Here is a 15,215-nt window from a genome sequence, read left to right on the forward strand (position 1 = left end):
ATTACATAAAAAGCGCGCCCGGAAAACCCGGCGCAACTGCCGGTCCCCGCCCCCACCCGCCACCCGGCGGCGCAGCCGGCCTGACTGGAACTATGCGCCGCCTCTGCTGTAGGCAACCGGGTCGCACACCCGCGCGCCCCGAACGCGCTCCGACCACGCTACGAATCCGCTCCGATTCATCCATACCGGTTCTTCCGCACAGGCCTGCTCTCGACGCCATGGATATCCGAATCACGCCCCGAGCCCTCGATAAACTCAACGAAATCGCTGAAAAAGAAGGATTGGACACCGCCTCCACCTTCCTCCGCATCGCCGTCGTACCCGGCGGGTGTTCCGGGCTCACCTACGACCTCGGATGGGACACGACCCGGCGCGATGAGGACCACCTCCTCGATATCGACCCCCTCCACGTCGTCCTCGACAACCGCAGCTGGCGCCTCGTGAAAGGGACGGAACTCGATTTCTCGGATGGCCTCGAAGGCAAGGGCTTTCACTTCCTCAACCCCCAGGCCGCCCGCACCTGCGCCTGTGGCGAGTCGTTCGGACTGTAAACTGGCGTTTACGCCGGCGCCCTCCGCGCCACCGGCACTTCCGCTCAGCGGGATCAGGGAATCTCCTACAAACCGGCCCCGGCCTCGCAACGTATAATAGCGTTGTTACTATACATGTAATTACATGTACTGCTTTTGCGATCCGGAACAGGGAGGTTCACCATGCTCTTTCGTCAACTATTCGACCCCAAGCTCGCCCAGTACGCCTATCTGATTGGCTGCCAGAAGACGGGCGAAGCCCTCATCATAGACCCCGAACGCGACATCGATCGCTACGTAAGCGCCGCCGAGGAGGAGGGACTCCGCATCGTGGCCGTGGCTGAAACGCATATCCACGCCGACTTCCTGTCCGGTGGACGCGAGCTGGCGGAGCGGCATGACGTCAAGCTGTACGTGTCCGATGAAGGGGATGCGGACTGGAAGTACGAGTGGGTCAAGCAGATGAAGAAAGACGGCACGCCGTATCGCTATCAGCTGCTGAAGGATGGCGACACCTTCATGATCGGCAACATCGAGATCAAGGCCCTCCATACGCCCGGGCACACCCCGGAGCACATGAGTTATCTGGTCATCGACCGCGGGTCGGGGGCATCGACACCGATCGGCATCGCGACGGGCGACTTCGTATTCGTGGGCGACCTGGGCCGGCCCGACCTCCTCGAGCAGGCCGCCGGCATGCACGGCGTGCAGGAGCCTTCCGCCCGCCGGCTCTACGGATCGCTCCCGACGTTCACCCGCTTGCAGGAGTACATCCAGGTCTGGCCGGCGCATGGCGCGGGATCGACCTGCGGCAAGGCCCTCGGCGCGGTGCCGACCACCACGGTGGGCTACGAAAAACTATACAACGCCTCGCTCAGCGCGGCGCAGGAGGGGGAGGATGCGTTCGTCCAGGCCATCCTGTCCGGCCAGCCCGAGCCGCAGATGTATTTCGCCCGGATGAAGCGGGACAACAAGATGGGCGCCCCGGTGCTCGGCCGGCTCCCGAATCCCCAGCGGATCACCTCCGGCGAACTGCACGAGACCGTCGCGAACGGCAAGGCGCTCATCGTCGACACCCGGCTCGACCGGAGCGGCTTCATGGCGCGCCATATCCCGGGCTCCCTCTACGCCCCCCTGAACCGGGCGTTCAACACGGTCGTCGGCTCGCTGGTGATGGACGAAACGACGCCGATCGTCCTGATCGTGCAGGAAGAGGGCGTCGAAGAAGCCGTTCGGGATCTGATCCGCATCGGATACGACAACATCATCGCTTACGCGGATGTGGAGACGCTCGAGCGGTACTTCGAGGACGGAGGGGCGTCGACGTCGATACGGGAAGTTGACTTTGTCGAGGCGGAGGCGCTCCGCGGCCGGCCCGATATGGCCTTCCTTGATGTCCGGTTCGCGTCTGAATACCGCGCCGCCCACGTACCGGACGCGCTCAACGCGTCCTACACGCGCCTCCCGCAGTACATGAAAGATCGGCTGCCGAAAGACAAAACCCTCGTGCTCTATTGCGCGAGCGGCGCGCGCGCCGCGGCGGCCTCGTCGTTCCTGGCGCGTAGCGGCTACGATGTCGTGTACGTCAACGACAGCTTCGCCACGTACCAGCTGCGGGGCGATATGGCGCACGAACCGGCCATGGCCTGACGCGCCCCGATTTAACCTCCAGACGATGAGCGTCGGCCGGCGGGACCCATCTCGCCGGCCGGCGCTCGCCGCATCCCGTAACCCTATGCAAACCCTTCCCGCTGCCTTTAAAACCGAGGTGCTGGATGCCAGCGCCCGCAAACCCGTTCTGGTCGATTTCTGGGCGCCGTGGTGCGGCCCCTGTCGGATTCTCGGCCCTACCCTGGAGAAGCTCGCCCGCGAAAGCAAGGGGGCGTGGCGGCTCGTGAAAATCAACACGGACACCAATCCGGACGTGGCCCGCCAGTTCGGGATACGCGGTATTCCCGCCGTGAAGCTGTTCGTGGACGGCGAAGTGGTCAACGAATTTGTCGGGGCGCTGCCGGAACACGCGGTGCGTCGCTGGCTCGACGAGGCCCTGCCGGATACGCAAGAGGCGGGGGCAGACCGATGACCCGGCGTGCGCTCGTCGTGCTGGCGGTCGCTCTGGGACTGGCCGCGTGCCGGCCCGCGGAGCCTCCGCCGGCGGTCCAAGCCGTACCCGACTCGCTGCGTCAGGCTGTGTCCGGCGCGATCCGGGACATCGATGCGATGCGCGTCGGGCTCGCCGGACCGATCGGCGACCGGCCGGTCGACGCCGAGACGTTCGCCCAGGTGTGCAAGCCGGTGGGTATGCGTGCCGCGGAACTCTCGAAACAGACGGGCTGGGAGGTGCGGCAACTGGCCGTCAAATACCGGAATCCGGCGAATCAGGCGGACACGGTGGCGGCCGAGGCCATCGCACGCTTCGTGCGCGAGGCGCGGCGCGACACCCTCTGGATGCGCGCGGAACGCGATGGCAAGCCCGGCTGGCGGTACCTCCATCGCATCCCCGTCGAACAGCCCTGCCTCGCGTGCCACGGCGCGGCCGAAAGCCGGCCGGCGTTCGTGGTGGCGAAATACCCCGACGACCGGGCCTTCGATTTTAAGGCCGGCGACGTGCGCGGCGTCTACAGTGTGTTTGTGGCCGACTGACCGGCTACTCGGTGCGCGACCACTCGATCTGGTCGCCTTCGATGATGCCGTAGCTGTCGAGGAAGCCGGCCGGGACCTCGAGGACGAACCGCGCCGGCAGGCCCGACATCACCGGGTCAGGCGACTGCGGCTTCGCGTATTTCGAGATCGCCACGACCTCGCCCGACGTGCTGGCGAACACGAAGTCGAGCGATAGCGGCGTATTCGCCATCCAGAAGCTCTGTGGCTCCTCCGTCGGCATGATGAACAACATGCCGGCGCCGTCGGGCAGCGAGGTCCGCTGCATCAGGCCGCGCTCCCGCGTCGAATCCGTATCGGCGATTTCGATGTCGATGGTGAGCATCCGCTCGTTCTCCCGCAGGAAATGCAGGGTCCCGTCTTTTCGGTAGGGAATTTCCTGGGTAGCGGGGGCCTGCTGCGGCGGCGGCGTATCGGACGGCTGGCACCCGGCTGCGACCACGGCGGCGAGGATGACGAGGGAGATCAAACGAGTGGACTTCATCGCCTCTGTGTTTGTTCGAAGGAATGGGGTTTCAGACGCCGGATGCGCGTGGGGCGTGCTCACTTCGCGGAGGTCCGGCGCCAGCGAACGGTCGCCGTGCTGTCGATCCCGAACCGCGCGGCGTAGCCGGCGCGCACCTCCAGGACGTACTGCGCCGGGCCGGTGGATTCGATGGTTCGTTCCGAGAACGGCAGCGTCCGTTCGGCAATGCTGACGATCGAGGAATCCGCCCCGATGAAGATGATGTCCAGCGGCAGCGGCGTGTTCTTCATCCAGAACGTTTGCACCTTGGATTCATTGCTCAGAAACAGCATGCCTCCTTTCGCCGGCAGCGAGCGCCGCTGCATGAGGCCCCGCGCACGGGCCGAATCGCCTTCCGCGATTTCGATCGCGAGGGTCGTGACGATGGAGCCGTCGGGGCGAATCACATCGAGCGTGCCGTCGGTGCGAAAGGGGATGTCGGTCTGGACCACCCGGTCGTCGCGATCCGGGCCGCAACCCGTCGCTAGGAGGATGGTGGCGCCGGCGATCAACGAAATCCAGCGTGCAGGTATCGAAAACGTCATGCGTCAAAAAAGGCTTCAGGAGAGGAGCTTGTGGGTGACTTCCTCCCAGTGGGTGCGGCCGAGCAGGGTGAGCCGGAGCTTTTGATTGCGTATCGGCTCGATCAATCCCCCCGCCTCCAGGCTCGCGATGACCTCGATGCGTTCCGTCAACAAATCTACCCCGTATTGCGTTTCCATGCGCTGCAAGTTCACGCCGCCGGCGGTGCTGAGCTGGAAAAGGAGGAATTCCTCGGCGAGCGTGTCCATATCCACGGTGCTGCGGGTGTTGATCGGCACCTGGTGCTGCAGCAGCAAGTCGGTATACCGGTTGATCTCGGTCACATTGTCCCACCGGTGCGCGCGGGTGTACGACGACCCGTGCCACCAGAACGAATGCGCCGACGGCCCGATGCCGAGTACGTGGCTGTGGTCCGCCACGAGGAGATGATGCTGGCTGCACGCTTCGGCGCGCGCGAAGCTGGTGAGCAGGTAGGGCGCGTAGGCGTTGTCGTTCAGGTAGCGCGAGGCGGCGTCGTACCGGTAGACCCACTCCGGATCCGCGAAGGGGAGGTTGAGATTGCGCGCCCACTGCGCCGGCGGCCCGTCGGGGGCGTCCGTTTGCGGCGCCGCGAACACGATCTCGGGCAGGTGCAGGGTATGCGCGCGCTGGAGGTTCGCCATCCAGTACTCCTCGGGCTGGTCGGGCAGGCCGAACGCGAACCCGATCGACAGGGCGTTGAAGCCGGCCAGACGGGCATATTCGATGCCGCGCATCACCTGTTCGCCGCTGCCGCTGAGGGCGAGCCGGTCGCGGTCTTCCTGGAAAAACGAGTGCGCCTTCAGGTGAAGCCGGCTGATGCCGAGGGACGCATACGTGCGCAGGGTCTCCCGGTCGAGCGTGGTCGGATCGACGTCCAGCGTGACTTCCGTCATCGCCGAGGTGTCGAAGTGGGCCACGACCGCCTCGATGACGGCGCCGACCTCGTCGTCGAGCAGGTCGTCCGGGAAGCCGGCCAGGTACAGCGTTTCCACCGTCTCGTTGCGCGCGTGCGATTCGGCGTAGTAGGCCAGTTCGATGCCGATCGCGCGCACCAGCCGCGTGATCGCGCCCCGCTCGGAACGGGCGACGCGCGACGCCGGATGGTTCGACAGGCGAGGTATATGGATGTAGATCCCGGCCATGTTCCGTGTGATTACCTGGAGCGCGCAGAAGTCAGTCTTGCGTCATACCTTTCAGACCGCATTTGGTTACGGAGGTCAACGCCTTGCCGGACGCCCGCCGACGACGGAACGATCGAGATACAGCATGTTGGATCTACACGCCGTACAGCAGCAGCTGCGCGAGTTTTACCGGTATCAGTCCGAAGCAGAGCGAGAACGCGCCGGCAAGCTCGATCGCGCCCTCGCCGCGCTCCGCGCCTGCGAGCCGGTATGGGATCGGCTGGCGGACGCCGTCGACGGCCGGCCGACTTCGCGGCTGCACGCCCGGCCGCTCGAATCGCCCGGTACACCGCACGATCCGAAGCCGCGCCCGGCGGAAGTCACCGTCGTGGCGACCGACGGATCGCAGATCTTTCCGGACCGGCACGTCGAGCCGACCTGTTTCCTCCTCAACATCGGCCGGATCGCCTTCCAGTACGGCACCCTGGAGCCGCCCCTGATGGATGCGAGCCCGCACGTCAAATACCGGGCGCGGGACATCGAGACGATCGCCGGCGACGGCTACGACACCGCCACGGAGGCGGTCGTGTCGGCGCTGCGGGACGAGCTGGAGCTGACGGACTTGCTGGCGACGGCGACGGCGTCGCGGGTCGACGGCCGGCCGATCGTCGCGTTGTCGGACGGCACGCTGATACGCTGGATGCTGCGCAGCCTCCGTGATCGGGCGCTCGAGGATCGGCTGCTGCGCGCCTACACCGATACGCTGGAGGGGTTTCGCGCGGCCGGCATCCCCGTTTGCTCCTACATCAGCCTGCCCGGCAACGCCGAACTGATCAATACCCTCGGTGTTTATCTGCACCTGTTTGAGCAGGAGCCCGATGCGCTGGGGCTCGATGGGCTGGTCGATCACTGGCTGCTCAGCCGGCATCTGAGGCCCGGGCAGCGCTCGGCGCTGTTCGCCACCCAGTCCCACATCCAGAAGGATTACCCCAAAGCCGAGCAGATCGTGTTCTTTTATTTCAGGACGGATGCGCCGGCCGGCGCATCCGAGATCGCCCGCGTCGAATTGCCGCACTGGGTGAGCGAGCAGCCCGGCGCGCTCGACCTGATCCATAGCGTGGTGCTCGACGAGTGCCGCAAGGGGCGGGGATATCCCATGATCCTGTCGGAGGCGCATGAACAGGCCGTCGTGCGCGGGGCCGACCGGGTCTTGTTTTTCGAGATGCTGGAAACGCTGATGGTCCGCGAGGGGCATCCGGCGATGGGCTCGATGAAACGGGCGAGCAAACAGCGGCCCCTGATCTGAATGTCAAACCGGTCGCGGGCAGGACGCGGCGCCGTCCGCCCCGGTCGGCCATCCAGTAGATGCTACCTATGATACAGACAACCGATGGGCCGGCGATCGCCGAAGTGATCGCATCGAGTACCGGCGGCTATACCGCCGAAGTGATGCGTGAGGCGGACGTCCCCGCGTTCGGCGCCTGGGTCGCCACGCGCAGCAGCGACGGGGTGCTTACCCTCGGCGTGGTGGGTTATGTAGAGCGCGGCAGCATGGTGTCGAACCGGCAGGCCGTGGCGCTCGGGCGTGAGCGGGAAGCGCTCCAGCGCGAGATGCCCCACGTGCTCGAACTCCTCCGCACGACGGTAGACGTTCATCTCCTGGCGCACGTCGACGCCGGGGGCCGGCTTCGTCAGACGGTGCCGCCCCATCCGCCCGCCATCCACGACTTTGTCATGGAGGCTCCGGATGCCGTCGTTCAGGCTATCGGGGCGCCGTTCGACGTGCTCCGCACGCTGGCGTCGCGGATCGATGAGGCGGTCTCGGCGGAAGATCTGCTGGCTGCGACCCTGCGTGCGCTGCGCGAATCCAGACCCACGCCGGCGGAAGGCCGGAGCGTGGTGATCGATGCCGGGCGGGTCCTGAGCCGGCTCTATCGCGACGATCACGAACGGCTGCAGGCCATCCTGCGCCGCCTCTGACGCCGCGCGTCAGTTCCCGAAGATGAGGCCGACGCGGAAGGGCAGGATGAACTGGACGGCGGTTTGCCCCACGATGACGGCCGGGTTGATCTCGTAGAAGAACGACGACTCCTGCAGCAACTGCACGCGGCCGATGCCGAAATGGATGCTGGGCCCGCTTTCGTTGCTGCTGGTGTTCTGGGAGAGCGGCACGTACGCGCCGAGGCCGGCGAGCAGGTAAATCTCGGCGTCCGGCGTGGTGGACGGCAGGTTGATGATGCCCGAAACCTGCGGATCGAAGACGAAGGACGCATCGTCGCGCCCGCGCAGGACGAACCCGGTAAAGCCCATGCCGATCGCGAGCGAGAAGTCGCTGTTGATGGGCGAGGAGACCCGGCCCCTGAAGCCGAGCCCGAAGCCGTTGTCCACGCTCATGGCCATGTTCATGCCGATGCCAAAACGCGTCTTGATAGAGCCCTGGGCCCGGGTCGCCTGGCTGGGGATGCACAGGGCAAGAAGAATCAACAGGACGAATAGCGTGACGTTACGGCTTCGCTTCATGCGACGGGTGATCTATGTAGACGGTGAAACAGTACGCGCAAGGGGAACGGAGGCGGCAGCGCAACACGCGCCGTACGGACCCTGTGGGAGGCCGTTCCCGATGTGCCCCTTAAAAGCGGGAAGCGCGCGCAAGTTGCCGAAAGGTACGGTGCAGCCGCAATTGCTGAAATGTACGGCGCAATTTCTCCCGCGGCGGCTGAAAAAGTTCGCCCCTCAAGGGCGTGTTCATGGAGAAAGCGTAACAGGATCCGTATACTTCCGTACGCCTCTGCAGCTCGCCGGCTGTCTCTCCTGGTGGAATGATCTGGTAACATGACTTTGTGTCCATGGTAGCGATACCGATACTTCTCGTCATTTTTGGATTCGTGGGCTTCATCGTCAAATGGGCCATGGATCACGAGCAGGAAAAACTCCGTATCAAGGCCGGCCAGGCCTCGCAGGATACCCTCACGGAAAGCGACCTGCGTGGCCTCATCCGCGAGGTGGTCGAAGAAGCCATCGAACCCCTTCGCGAGCGTCTCGACCGACTGGAGTCCGGCTCCGGTGAGGCCCCGGAAGACCCGGTAGCCGAACTCCCGGAAGCCGGGCGCAGCGGACGGCTGGATGTTTTCGAGACGGAGGAGGATGTCGAGGAGCCGGCCTCGTCGCGCCCTCGCCACCGCACGCGCTAGCCAGACACGCATTGGATCGTCTATGGAACCTGTTCTGATCATTGCCATCATTTTCGGCGCGTGCTCGGCCATCGTCAAGATGAGCCTCGATCATGCGAAATGGAAGTACGCCAACAAGCATCGCCTCGGCGGCGGCTCCGATGCCGGCGACAGCCTCACGTCCAGCGAACTGCGCCTCCTGATCCAGGATGCCGTCGAGCAGGCGAACGCGCCGCTACAGGCGCGTATCGACGAACTCGAGGACACGCTCGACCAGCGCACCCGCGCGTTGCCGCCCGCATCCTGACCGCTCCGTTCATCTACCGCGGCGATATCGCCCGCCGAAGACGCCATGCCCGATGAAATCCTGGTTCTCTCGATCATCGCCATCGCCGCCAGCACGTTCCTGATCACGCGCCTGCTCAAGGTGTGGACGGCCTACGTGTCCGCGAAGTCAGGTGGCACACCTTCCGCCGCCGAATCCCTGACGTCCAGCGAACTCGAAGCGATGCTGACCCGGGTGGTGGAAGAGGCCAACGCGCCAATCCTCGCCCGCATCGACCGGCTCGAACGTCAGCTGAACGATGGCGCCCCGGCGCTGCGCCTGCCCTCGCCGCAGCAGACGATCCTGCTTGACGAACCTGATATGCCCCAGGACCTCGCCGGCGTCAGCACGCAGCGCGGCCGGCGCTCTGTAACCTGACCGAACCGTAGCGCATGCCCGAAGAAATATTTATCATCGTCATCGTCTCCATTCTCGCGGGGACGTTCTCCGGTATTGTCAAGATGGTGCTGGCGTTCATGCGCGAACGGCAGACGGCGGGTGCCGGGCATGCTACCGGCGACACGCTGACCCAGAGCGAGTTGTCGCGCATGATCGAAGAGGCGGTCCGTAAGGCTACTTCCGATCTCTCCCATCGTGTCGAGGCCCTGGAGACGGGCGACGCCCCTGATCAAGAGCAAGGGCGTATCGAACTGCCTCCCCCCGCCGACGAGCTGTTCGAGCCGGCCGCCCCCGCGCGGCGTCGGGCCCGTTCGTGAACGGTCAACTCGGCCCATCCAGCGAAGACCACCACGCATCCAGGGCGAGCCACCAGTCCAACTCGGTGACACGGCTGTGCCGGCGTTCATAATACCCGTCCACCAGTTCCAGAAGCCGGGCATGGTCGTAGCGCCCATCCTCGCGGACCGACTGGTCCCGTACCCGATCCCGGGCTACTGATTCCATGAGCCATAAAAAACGCCCTTGCATAGGCGTGATCCGCGCGGGCCGGACACGGCGCGCGGCCTCGGTCCACAGATAGGCCGGCAGTGGGGGGAAGGCAAAAGGATATGTCTGCAGACCCTTCACCAGCGGAAACCGTGTCAACGCAGGCTGATGCGCCCGGATCAACTCCCGAAACAGGCGACCGTGCCGGCGCCGCGCCGTCGGCGTCGCAAACAGCGCGTGCAACACCGAGGGCTGCGCGAACGGCATGAAATTCAGGATCTCGCCATCGAGACGATTTTGTTCGTAGCCAAAAAAATTGGGCAACCGGGCGCGGATTGAAAGGAGATCCAGGGCATCGTCCACATTCAGTGAAGTCGGCAAGGCCGCCAATGCGGCGTCCAGTTCCTGCATAGCACCGGCCTCGTACTGCCGCCGCGCCTCCGCAGAAAACACATCCACCCGATGCAAACGGAGAAAGGGCATCACGCCAGCGGCGTCGCGCCGGGCGAATACCTTCCGTCCGCGCAGTCGGAGCCGGTTCAGGTACTGCTGTCGCGCCACCTCCCCGAACCCGCCGTCGATGAGCCACGATCCCTTTTCACGCAGCGCCGCGAAATGCCGCAGTCCGAGCACGCCCGATGCGGGAGAGACCGCCTGGGTGAGCGCCATGTGCCCGCGAAGCAGCGCCAGACAGGTTTCGGCATCGGGGAGCGGGGCGTCGATGGTGGCGATGGGCAGGTCGACTGCCCGGGCCAGCCGGCGCGCCATCGCGGCGTCCGGATCGTGTGCATCGCCGAACGTATGCAGGCGGATGGGCGCGTCCGCGGATCGAAGGGCGAGCAGCAGCCGCGAATCCATGCCGCCGGACAGGCCCAGCGAGAGCGACAGCCCGCCGGGATCATCCGGAAAGACGAGCGGCTGGAGGGCTTGCTCGAAAGCGATCGGGTTCACCGGTTGATCGCGCGGCATCCAAGCGGCTGTAGGTGACAACCGCGTGCCCGCCTTGTCGACGCGAAGCGTCTGGCCCGGCCCGAGTCGTTCCACACCGGCCAGCAGTGCACCGTGCCCCAGCTGGTTGAAGAGCAGCCAGTGCGCGCCGAAGGCAGCGGCATCCAGCCGGCGCCTGCCGGTGAGGGCGGCGATCCAGTCCAGCCGCGTCGAGAACACGAGCGTATCGCCATCGCGGACGAAATACAGGGCACGCAGGCCGAGTGGATCGGCATGGAGTGCGAGTCCATCCGCATCGTGGCGGACGGCGACGAAATGGCCGTCTGCCGGTAGCGCGATAGCCCACTCGGCGTCGCCGTGGACACGGGCGCGCGTTCCGGCGACGTTGAGCCCCACGCCCACGATGGCCCAGCCATCGCCGTGCCGGCACGTTTCGGGAATGCCGCCGCCGGCGAGGTAGCGGGGGCCGGCCTCGATCTCAAACAAAAAACCAGGAGCCTGGCTGGCCAGACTCCTGGTTTGTGCGATCAATGAACGATTCGGGCTGATGCAGCCTGCGAGCCAGCTCATCGCGTGCGGATCATTTCTTCGCCTTCAGTTCCGCCTGGGCGGCGGCGAGGCGAGCGATCGGCACGCGGAAGGGCGAGCAGGAGACGTAGTTCATGCCCACTTCGTAGCAGAAATGAACCGACGACGGGTCGCCGCCGTGTTCGCCGCAGATGCCCACCTTGAGGTTCGGACGCGTCTTGCGGCCGCCCTCGGTGCCCATCCGAACCAGCTGACCGACGCCGTTCCGGTCGAGCGACTGGAACGGGTCTTCCTGCAGGATCTTGGACTCCACGTACTGGGGCAGGAAGCGGCCGGCGTCGTCGCGGCTGTATCCGAACGTCATCTGGGTGAGGTCGTTCGTGCCGAACGAGAAGAACTCGGCTTCCTGCGCGATGTCCGCCGCGGTGAGGGCGGCGCGCGGGATTTCGATCATCGTCCCGATCAGGTACTCTACCTTCGCGCCCTTTTCGGCGAAGACCTTCTCCGCCGTGGCGAGGATGATCTGCTTCTGGTTGACGAATTCTTCCACCGTGCCGATCAGCGGCACCATGATTTCCGGGAGCACCTTGACGCCCTGCTGGCTCAGTTCCACGGCCGCCTCGAGGATGGCGCGCGCCTGCATCTCCGTGATTTCCGGGTAGGTGATGCCCAGCCGGCAGCCGCGATGCCCGAGCATCGGGTTGAACTCGGACAGGGCCTCGACCTGGGCGACGATCTGTTCGACCGGGATGCCCATCTCCTTCGCCATCTGCTGCTGGCCTTCCGCGTCGTGCGGGAGGAACTCATGGAGGGGCGGATCGAGCAGACGGATCGTCACCGGCTTACCGGCCATCTCCTTGAACAGGCCGAGGAAGTCCTTCTTCTGGTGCGGAAGGAGCTTGGCAAGCGCCGCGCGGCGGTCTTTCTCCGTTTTGGAGAGGATCATCTGACGCATGTTGATGATGCGATCCTCTTCGAAGAACATGTGCTCGGTGCGGCAGAGGCCGATGCCCTCGGCGCCGAACTCGATGGCTTTCGCGGCGTCCGCCGGCGCGTCCGCGTTCGTGCGGACCCCCATCGTGCGAAACTTGTCGACCCAGCTCATGAACGTGGCGAAGTCGCCGCTGAGCGTCGGCGCCACGAGCGGCTCCTTGCCCTTGACGACTTCACCCGTCGAGCCGTTGATGGAGATCCAGTCCCATTCCTTGATCTCCGTGCTGCCGCTGACGAACGACTTGTTCTTGTAGTTGATGACCACGTCGCCGCAGCCGGCCACGCAGGGCTTGCCCAGCCGCGCGCGACCACCGCCGCGTGCGAGGTCATGCCGCCGCGTGAGGTCAGGATGCCCTGAGCGGCATCCATGCCGCCGACGTCTTCGGGGCTGGTTTCGATACGGACGAGGATCACATGTTTGCCGGCGGCCTTGGCTTCTTCCGCCTCGTGGGCGGAGAAGACGACCTGACCGACCGCGGCGCCCGGCGAGGCGGGCAGCCCCTTCGCAATGACGCGCGACGCGTAGGCGGCTTCGTTCTCGAAGCGGGGATGCAGCAGCTGATCCAGGTGGCCCGGTTCGACGAGATCCGCGACGGCGGCCTTTTCGGTCACGAGGCCTTCGCGGACCATGTCGACCGCGATCTTGATGGCCGCGGCGCCCGTGCGCTTGCCGTTACGGGTCTGCAGGATGAAGAGCTTGCCCTTCTGGACCGTGAACTCGATGTCCTGCATGTTCTTGTAATGCTTCTCGAGGAGGCTCATCGTGCTGATGAGCTCCCGGTACGCCTCGGGCAGTTCGCGCTCCATGAGCGTCATTTCGTGCGGCGTGCGGATGCCGGCGACGACGTCTTCGCCCTGCGCGTTGATCAGGTATTCGCCGTACGGGTGGTTGTCGCCGTTGGACGGATTCCGGGTGAAGCACACGCCGGTGCTGCAGTCGTCACCCATGTTGCCGAACACCATCGTCTGGACGTTCACGGCCGTCCCGATGAGCCCGCGGATCTTGTTGATCGTGCGGTACTTGACGGCGCGCTCGCTGTCCCACGAATTGAAGACGGCGTTGACCGCATACCGCAGCTGCTCGTACGGGTCGCTGGGGAACATGTCGCCCTTGTGCTCGCGGTAGATGGCTTTGTAGCGCTCCACGAGCGTCTTCAGGTCGGCCGCGGACAGGTCGAGGTCGCTTTTCACCCCGCGCTCTTCCTTCAGGGCGTCGATCGCCTCTTCGAAGTGTTCGTGCGCGACGCCCATCACGACGTCGCCGAACATGTCGATGAAGCGGCGATACGAGTCGTACGCGAAGCGTTCGTTCTGCGTCAGCTTGGCGAGGCCTTCCACGACGGCGTCGTTGAGACCGAGGTTGAGGACCGTGTCCATCATGCCCGGCATGGAGACCGCGGCGCCGGAGCGGACGGATACGAGGAGGGGATTTTCGGGTTTGCCGAAGCCGGCGTTCATCATGCGTTCGAGCGACGCGATGCCGTTGCGCACCTGCGCTTCGAGTTCAGCCGGCCAGGAATGGTTGTGCTCGTTGTAGTACTTGCAGCATTCAGTCGTGATCGTGAACCCCGGAGGAACCGGCAGGCCGATCGAACTCATGTCGCCGAGGTTGGCCCCTTTGCCGCCCAGGAGCGCTTTCATCTCCCGGGTACCGTCGGCTTTTCCGTCTCCGAATAAATAAACATACTTGGTGTTATCACTCATACTATGGTCCTCCTGTTCAAGAGTCGTTTGATGGCTGCAAGGTGGGTCCCTGTACAGTTCTGGAAGCAGGGGACCCGGTCATATTGTGGGCACTGCAAATCATACGCATCCAGCTGTGCGAATGGGTGTGGGCATAGAGGGGGTGGCGCCATGCGGTTGGCATGCGGTTGGCGTGCGCCGGCCTGCGCTGAAAAAGCGCGTAAAGTACGGCACAGCCAAAGCATGAAGTCAATCCGGTGTTCCGTGCTCCAGAAAGTTTACCGCAGATTCCACGAAAAATAGATACGGGAGGGGGAAGAGTTGAACGATCAAGGATTGACGATCAAGGATTAACGAACAAGGATCAGGGCGTATTCCCCTTGATCTTTAATCCTTGATCCTTGATCTCTAATACAGACTCTGATCCTCGAGCGGCTGCGCATACAGCACGGTGCGACGGTCTGGCAGCAGCGGCCAGATGGCGATCAGTAAAATGACGAGGGTGGCCAGCGCGATGCGGGGCGGGAAATCGGTTTCGGCGAACAGCGCGATCGCATACCACAGGGCGTGGACGCCCACGGCGATATACAAGTTCTTGGTCCGCAGGAAGATCAGCGCGTTCAGGATGCTCAGCGAAAAGACCGACACGATGGCGCTGGTGAGATGGTACTCGTTCCCTTCGCCGAAATCGATCAACGGGATCTGGATGATCACATAAATCAGCTGCGAGATCAGCACCGCCAGGATGAGGTTGATCCCGGTGGAAAACGGGACGTATCGCTGGAGCTTGGTGTGCAGCTGGGGAAGCAGGAGGCCCCGGTAGGTGATCTCGTCGAACATGGCCTTCGACAGGGCGAAGACCACGAGCGTAGCCATGGACCACAGCGGATTCAACCCCTCCATGGCGTCGGAGAAGCGGACGAACCCCTGGCTGAGGAAGGCGGCCAGCATCATGCTGGCCTGCATGGCGGCCCAGAGGAAAACGGTCGTCAGGATGCCGGCGGGGATATTGCGCACCCAGAGCCCCAGTTCCCGGGGTTTGAAGCGCCCGATCCAGATCACAACGCCGACGACGATGAAGGCAATTTTGATAAAACTTAACGAAAGAAGCGGTCCAACCATGCCCGATGAGATGTCTTGTATGGCATCGAGCGGGTAATGGAAGAACGAAAGGTAGAGCCGGTTCAGAAAGAGATCGACCAGCAAAACGATGAGCAGGAGAAGCATCGGGGCTTCGCGCACGTGGCGAAAAAGCCGGGTTCTCATAAGAGTTGCAGCTACCATCTCCGGGGGAAGGGCGTG

General features: G+C 64.5%; 18 protein-coding genes. 10 read left to right on the plus strand and 8 right to left on the minus strand.

Annotation, left to right across the window (positions count from 1 at the left end; translation table 11 throughout):
- Nucleotides 1-218: 218 nt before the first annotated feature.
- The 4 genes from R2834_07435 (at nucleotide 219) to R2834_07450 (ending at nucleotide 3,173) form a co-directional block, all read left to right on the plus strand.
- On the plus strand, nucleotides 219-551 hold the full coding sequence (locus R2834_07435) for an iron-sulfur cluster assembly accessory protein (GenBank protein MEZ4700147.1): 333 nt from the start codon (nucleotides 219-221) through the stop codon (nucleotides 549-551).
- A 162-nt stretch (nucleotides 552-713) separates the two neighbouring features.
- Complete coding sequence (locus R2834_07440) at nucleotides 714-2,180, plus strand: MBL fold metallo-hydrolase (protein MEZ4700148.1); 1,467 nt, start codon at nucleotides 714-716, stop codon at nucleotides 2,178-2,180.
- Nucleotides 2,181-2,265: 85 nt separating this feature from the next.
- On the plus strand, nucleotides 2,266-2,613 hold the full coding sequence (gene trxA, locus R2834_07445; protein ID MEZ4700149.1) for a thioredoxin: 348 nt from the start codon (nucleotides 2,266-2,268) through the stop codon (nucleotides 2,611-2,613).
- Nucleotides 2,610-3,173: a DUF3365 domain-containing protein gene (locus R2834_07450; protein ID MEZ4700150.1), complete on the plus strand. Its 564-nt coding sequence runs from the start codon at nucleotides 2,610-2,612 to the stop codon at nucleotides 3,171-3,173. The genes trxA and R2834_07450 overlap by 4 nt, the downstream gene beginning before the upstream one ends.
- Before the next feature lie 4 nt (nucleotides 3,174-3,177).
- Here R2834_07450 and R2834_07455 read toward each other — a convergent pair whose 3' ends face one another.
- Genes R2834_07455 through R2834_07465 form a run of 3 tightly spaced genes read right to left on the minus strand, consistent with a single transcriptional unit; the run spans nucleotide 3,178 to nucleotide 5,402 of the window.
- Nucleotides 3,178-3,675 carry a DUF192 domain-containing protein gene (locus R2834_07455; protein ID MEZ4700151.1) on the minus strand — a complete coding sequence of 166 codons (498 nt, stop codon included), beginning with the start codon at nucleotides 3,673-3,675 and terminating at the stop codon, nucleotides 3,178-3,180.
- A 59-nt stretch (nucleotides 3,676-3,734) separates the two neighbouring features.
- Nucleotides 3,735-4,241 (minus strand): DUF192 domain-containing protein, encoded by a 507-nt coding sequence (locus R2834_07460; protein MEZ4700152.1) that lies wholly within the window; start codon nucleotides 4,239-4,241, stop codon nucleotides 3,735-3,737.
- A 15-nt stretch (nucleotides 4,242-4,256) separates the two neighbouring features.
- Nucleotides 4,257-5,402 (minus strand): hypothetical protein, encoded by a 1,146-nt coding sequence (locus tag R2834_07465; GenBank protein ID MEZ4700153.1) that lies wholly within the window; start codon nucleotides 5,400-5,402, stop codon nucleotides 4,257-4,259.
- Between the two features lie 124 nt (nucleotides 5,403-5,526).
- Here R2834_07465 and R2834_07470 point away from each other — a divergent pair, with 124 nt between their 5' ends.
- A complete protein-coding gene (locus R2834_07470) occupies nucleotides 5,527-6,687 on the plus strand; it encodes a DNA double-strand break repair nuclease NurA (protein ID MEZ4700154.1) in 1,161 nt (386 codons plus the stop codon).
- Between the two features lie 68 nt (nucleotides 6,688-6,755).
- Nucleotides 6,756-7,361, plus strand: coding sequence for a hypothetical protein (locus tag R2834_07475; GenBank protein MEZ4700155.1), 606 nt, complete (start codon nucleotides 6,756-6,758; stop codon nucleotides 7,359-7,361).
- Nucleotides 7,362-7,370: 9 nt separating this feature from the next.
- Here the strand turns inward: R2834_07475 and R2834_07480 are convergent, their stop codons facing one another.
- Nucleotides 7,371-7,901 carry a hypothetical protein gene (locus R2834_07480; protein MEZ4700156.1) on the minus strand — a complete coding sequence of 177 codons (531 nt, stop codon included), beginning with the start codon at nucleotides 7,899-7,901 and terminating at the stop codon, nucleotides 7,371-7,373.
- A gap of 326 nt (nucleotides 7,902-8,227) precedes the next feature.
- Between R2834_07480 and R2834_07485 the strand changes: the two genes are divergently transcribed.
- Genes R2834_07485 through R2834_07500 form a run of 4 tightly spaced genes read left to right on the plus strand, consistent with a single transcriptional unit; the run spans nucleotide 8,228 to nucleotide 9,592 of the window.
- Nucleotides 8,228-8,572, plus strand: coding sequence for a hypothetical protein (locus tag R2834_07485; protein ID MEZ4700157.1), 345 nt, complete (start codon nucleotides 8,228-8,230; stop codon nucleotides 8,570-8,572).
- 22 nt (nucleotides 8,573-8,594) lie between these two features.
- Nucleotides 8,595-8,858 (plus strand): hypothetical protein, encoded by a 264-nt coding sequence (locus tag R2834_07490; GenBank protein ID MEZ4700158.1) that lies wholly within the window; start codon nucleotides 8,595-8,597, stop codon nucleotides 8,856-8,858.
- Nucleotides 8,859-8,903: 45 nt separating this feature from the next.
- Nucleotides 8,904-9,254, plus strand: coding sequence for a hypothetical protein (locus R2834_07495; protein ID MEZ4700159.1), 351 nt, complete (start codon nucleotides 8,904-8,906; stop codon nucleotides 9,252-9,254).
- Nucleotides 9,255-9,268: 14 nt separating this feature from the next.
- Nucleotides 9,269-9,592 (plus strand): hypothetical protein, encoded by a 324-nt coding sequence (locus R2834_07500; protein ID MEZ4700160.1) that lies wholly within the window; start codon nucleotides 9,269-9,271, stop codon nucleotides 9,590-9,592.
- A 4-nt stretch (nucleotides 9,593-9,596) separates the two neighbouring features.
- Here R2834_07500 and R2834_07505 read toward each other — a convergent pair whose 3' ends face one another.
- The 4 genes from R2834_07505 to R2834_07520 all read right to left on the minus strand — a co-directional run bounded on the left by R2834_07505 (nucleotide 9,597) and on the right by R2834_07520 (nucleotide 15,179).
- A complete protein-coding gene (locus tag R2834_07505) occupies nucleotides 9,597-11,195 on the minus strand; it encodes a hypothetical protein (GenBank protein ID MEZ4700161.1) in 1,599 nt (532 codons plus the stop codon).
- A 94-nt stretch (nucleotides 11,196-11,289) separates the two neighbouring features.
- A complete protein-coding gene (locus R2834_07510; protein ID MEZ4700162.1) occupies nucleotides 11,290-12,342 on the minus strand; it encodes a putative PEP-binding protein in 1,053 nt (350 codons plus the stop codon).
- On the minus strand, nucleotides 12,339-13,934 hold the full coding sequence (locus R2834_07515; protein ID MEZ4700163.1) for a pyruvate, phosphate dikinase: 1,596 nt from the start codon (nucleotides 13,932-13,934) through the stop codon (nucleotides 12,339-12,341). The genes R2834_07510 and R2834_07515 overlap by 4 nt, the downstream gene beginning before the upstream one ends.
- A 387-nt stretch (nucleotides 13,935-14,321) precedes the next feature.
- Entirely contained in the window at nucleotides 14,322-15,179 is an 858-nt protein-coding gene (locus tag R2834_07520) for a CPBP family intramembrane glutamic endopeptidase (protein MEZ4700164.1), read from the minus strand.
- Nucleotides 15,180-15,215: the final 36 nt, after the last annotated feature.

The sequence above is a fragment of the Rhodothermales bacterium genome, from assembly GCA_041391505.1.
Taxonomy (GTDB): Bacteria; Bacteroidota; Rhodothermia; order Rhodothermales; family JAHQVL01; genus JAWKNW01.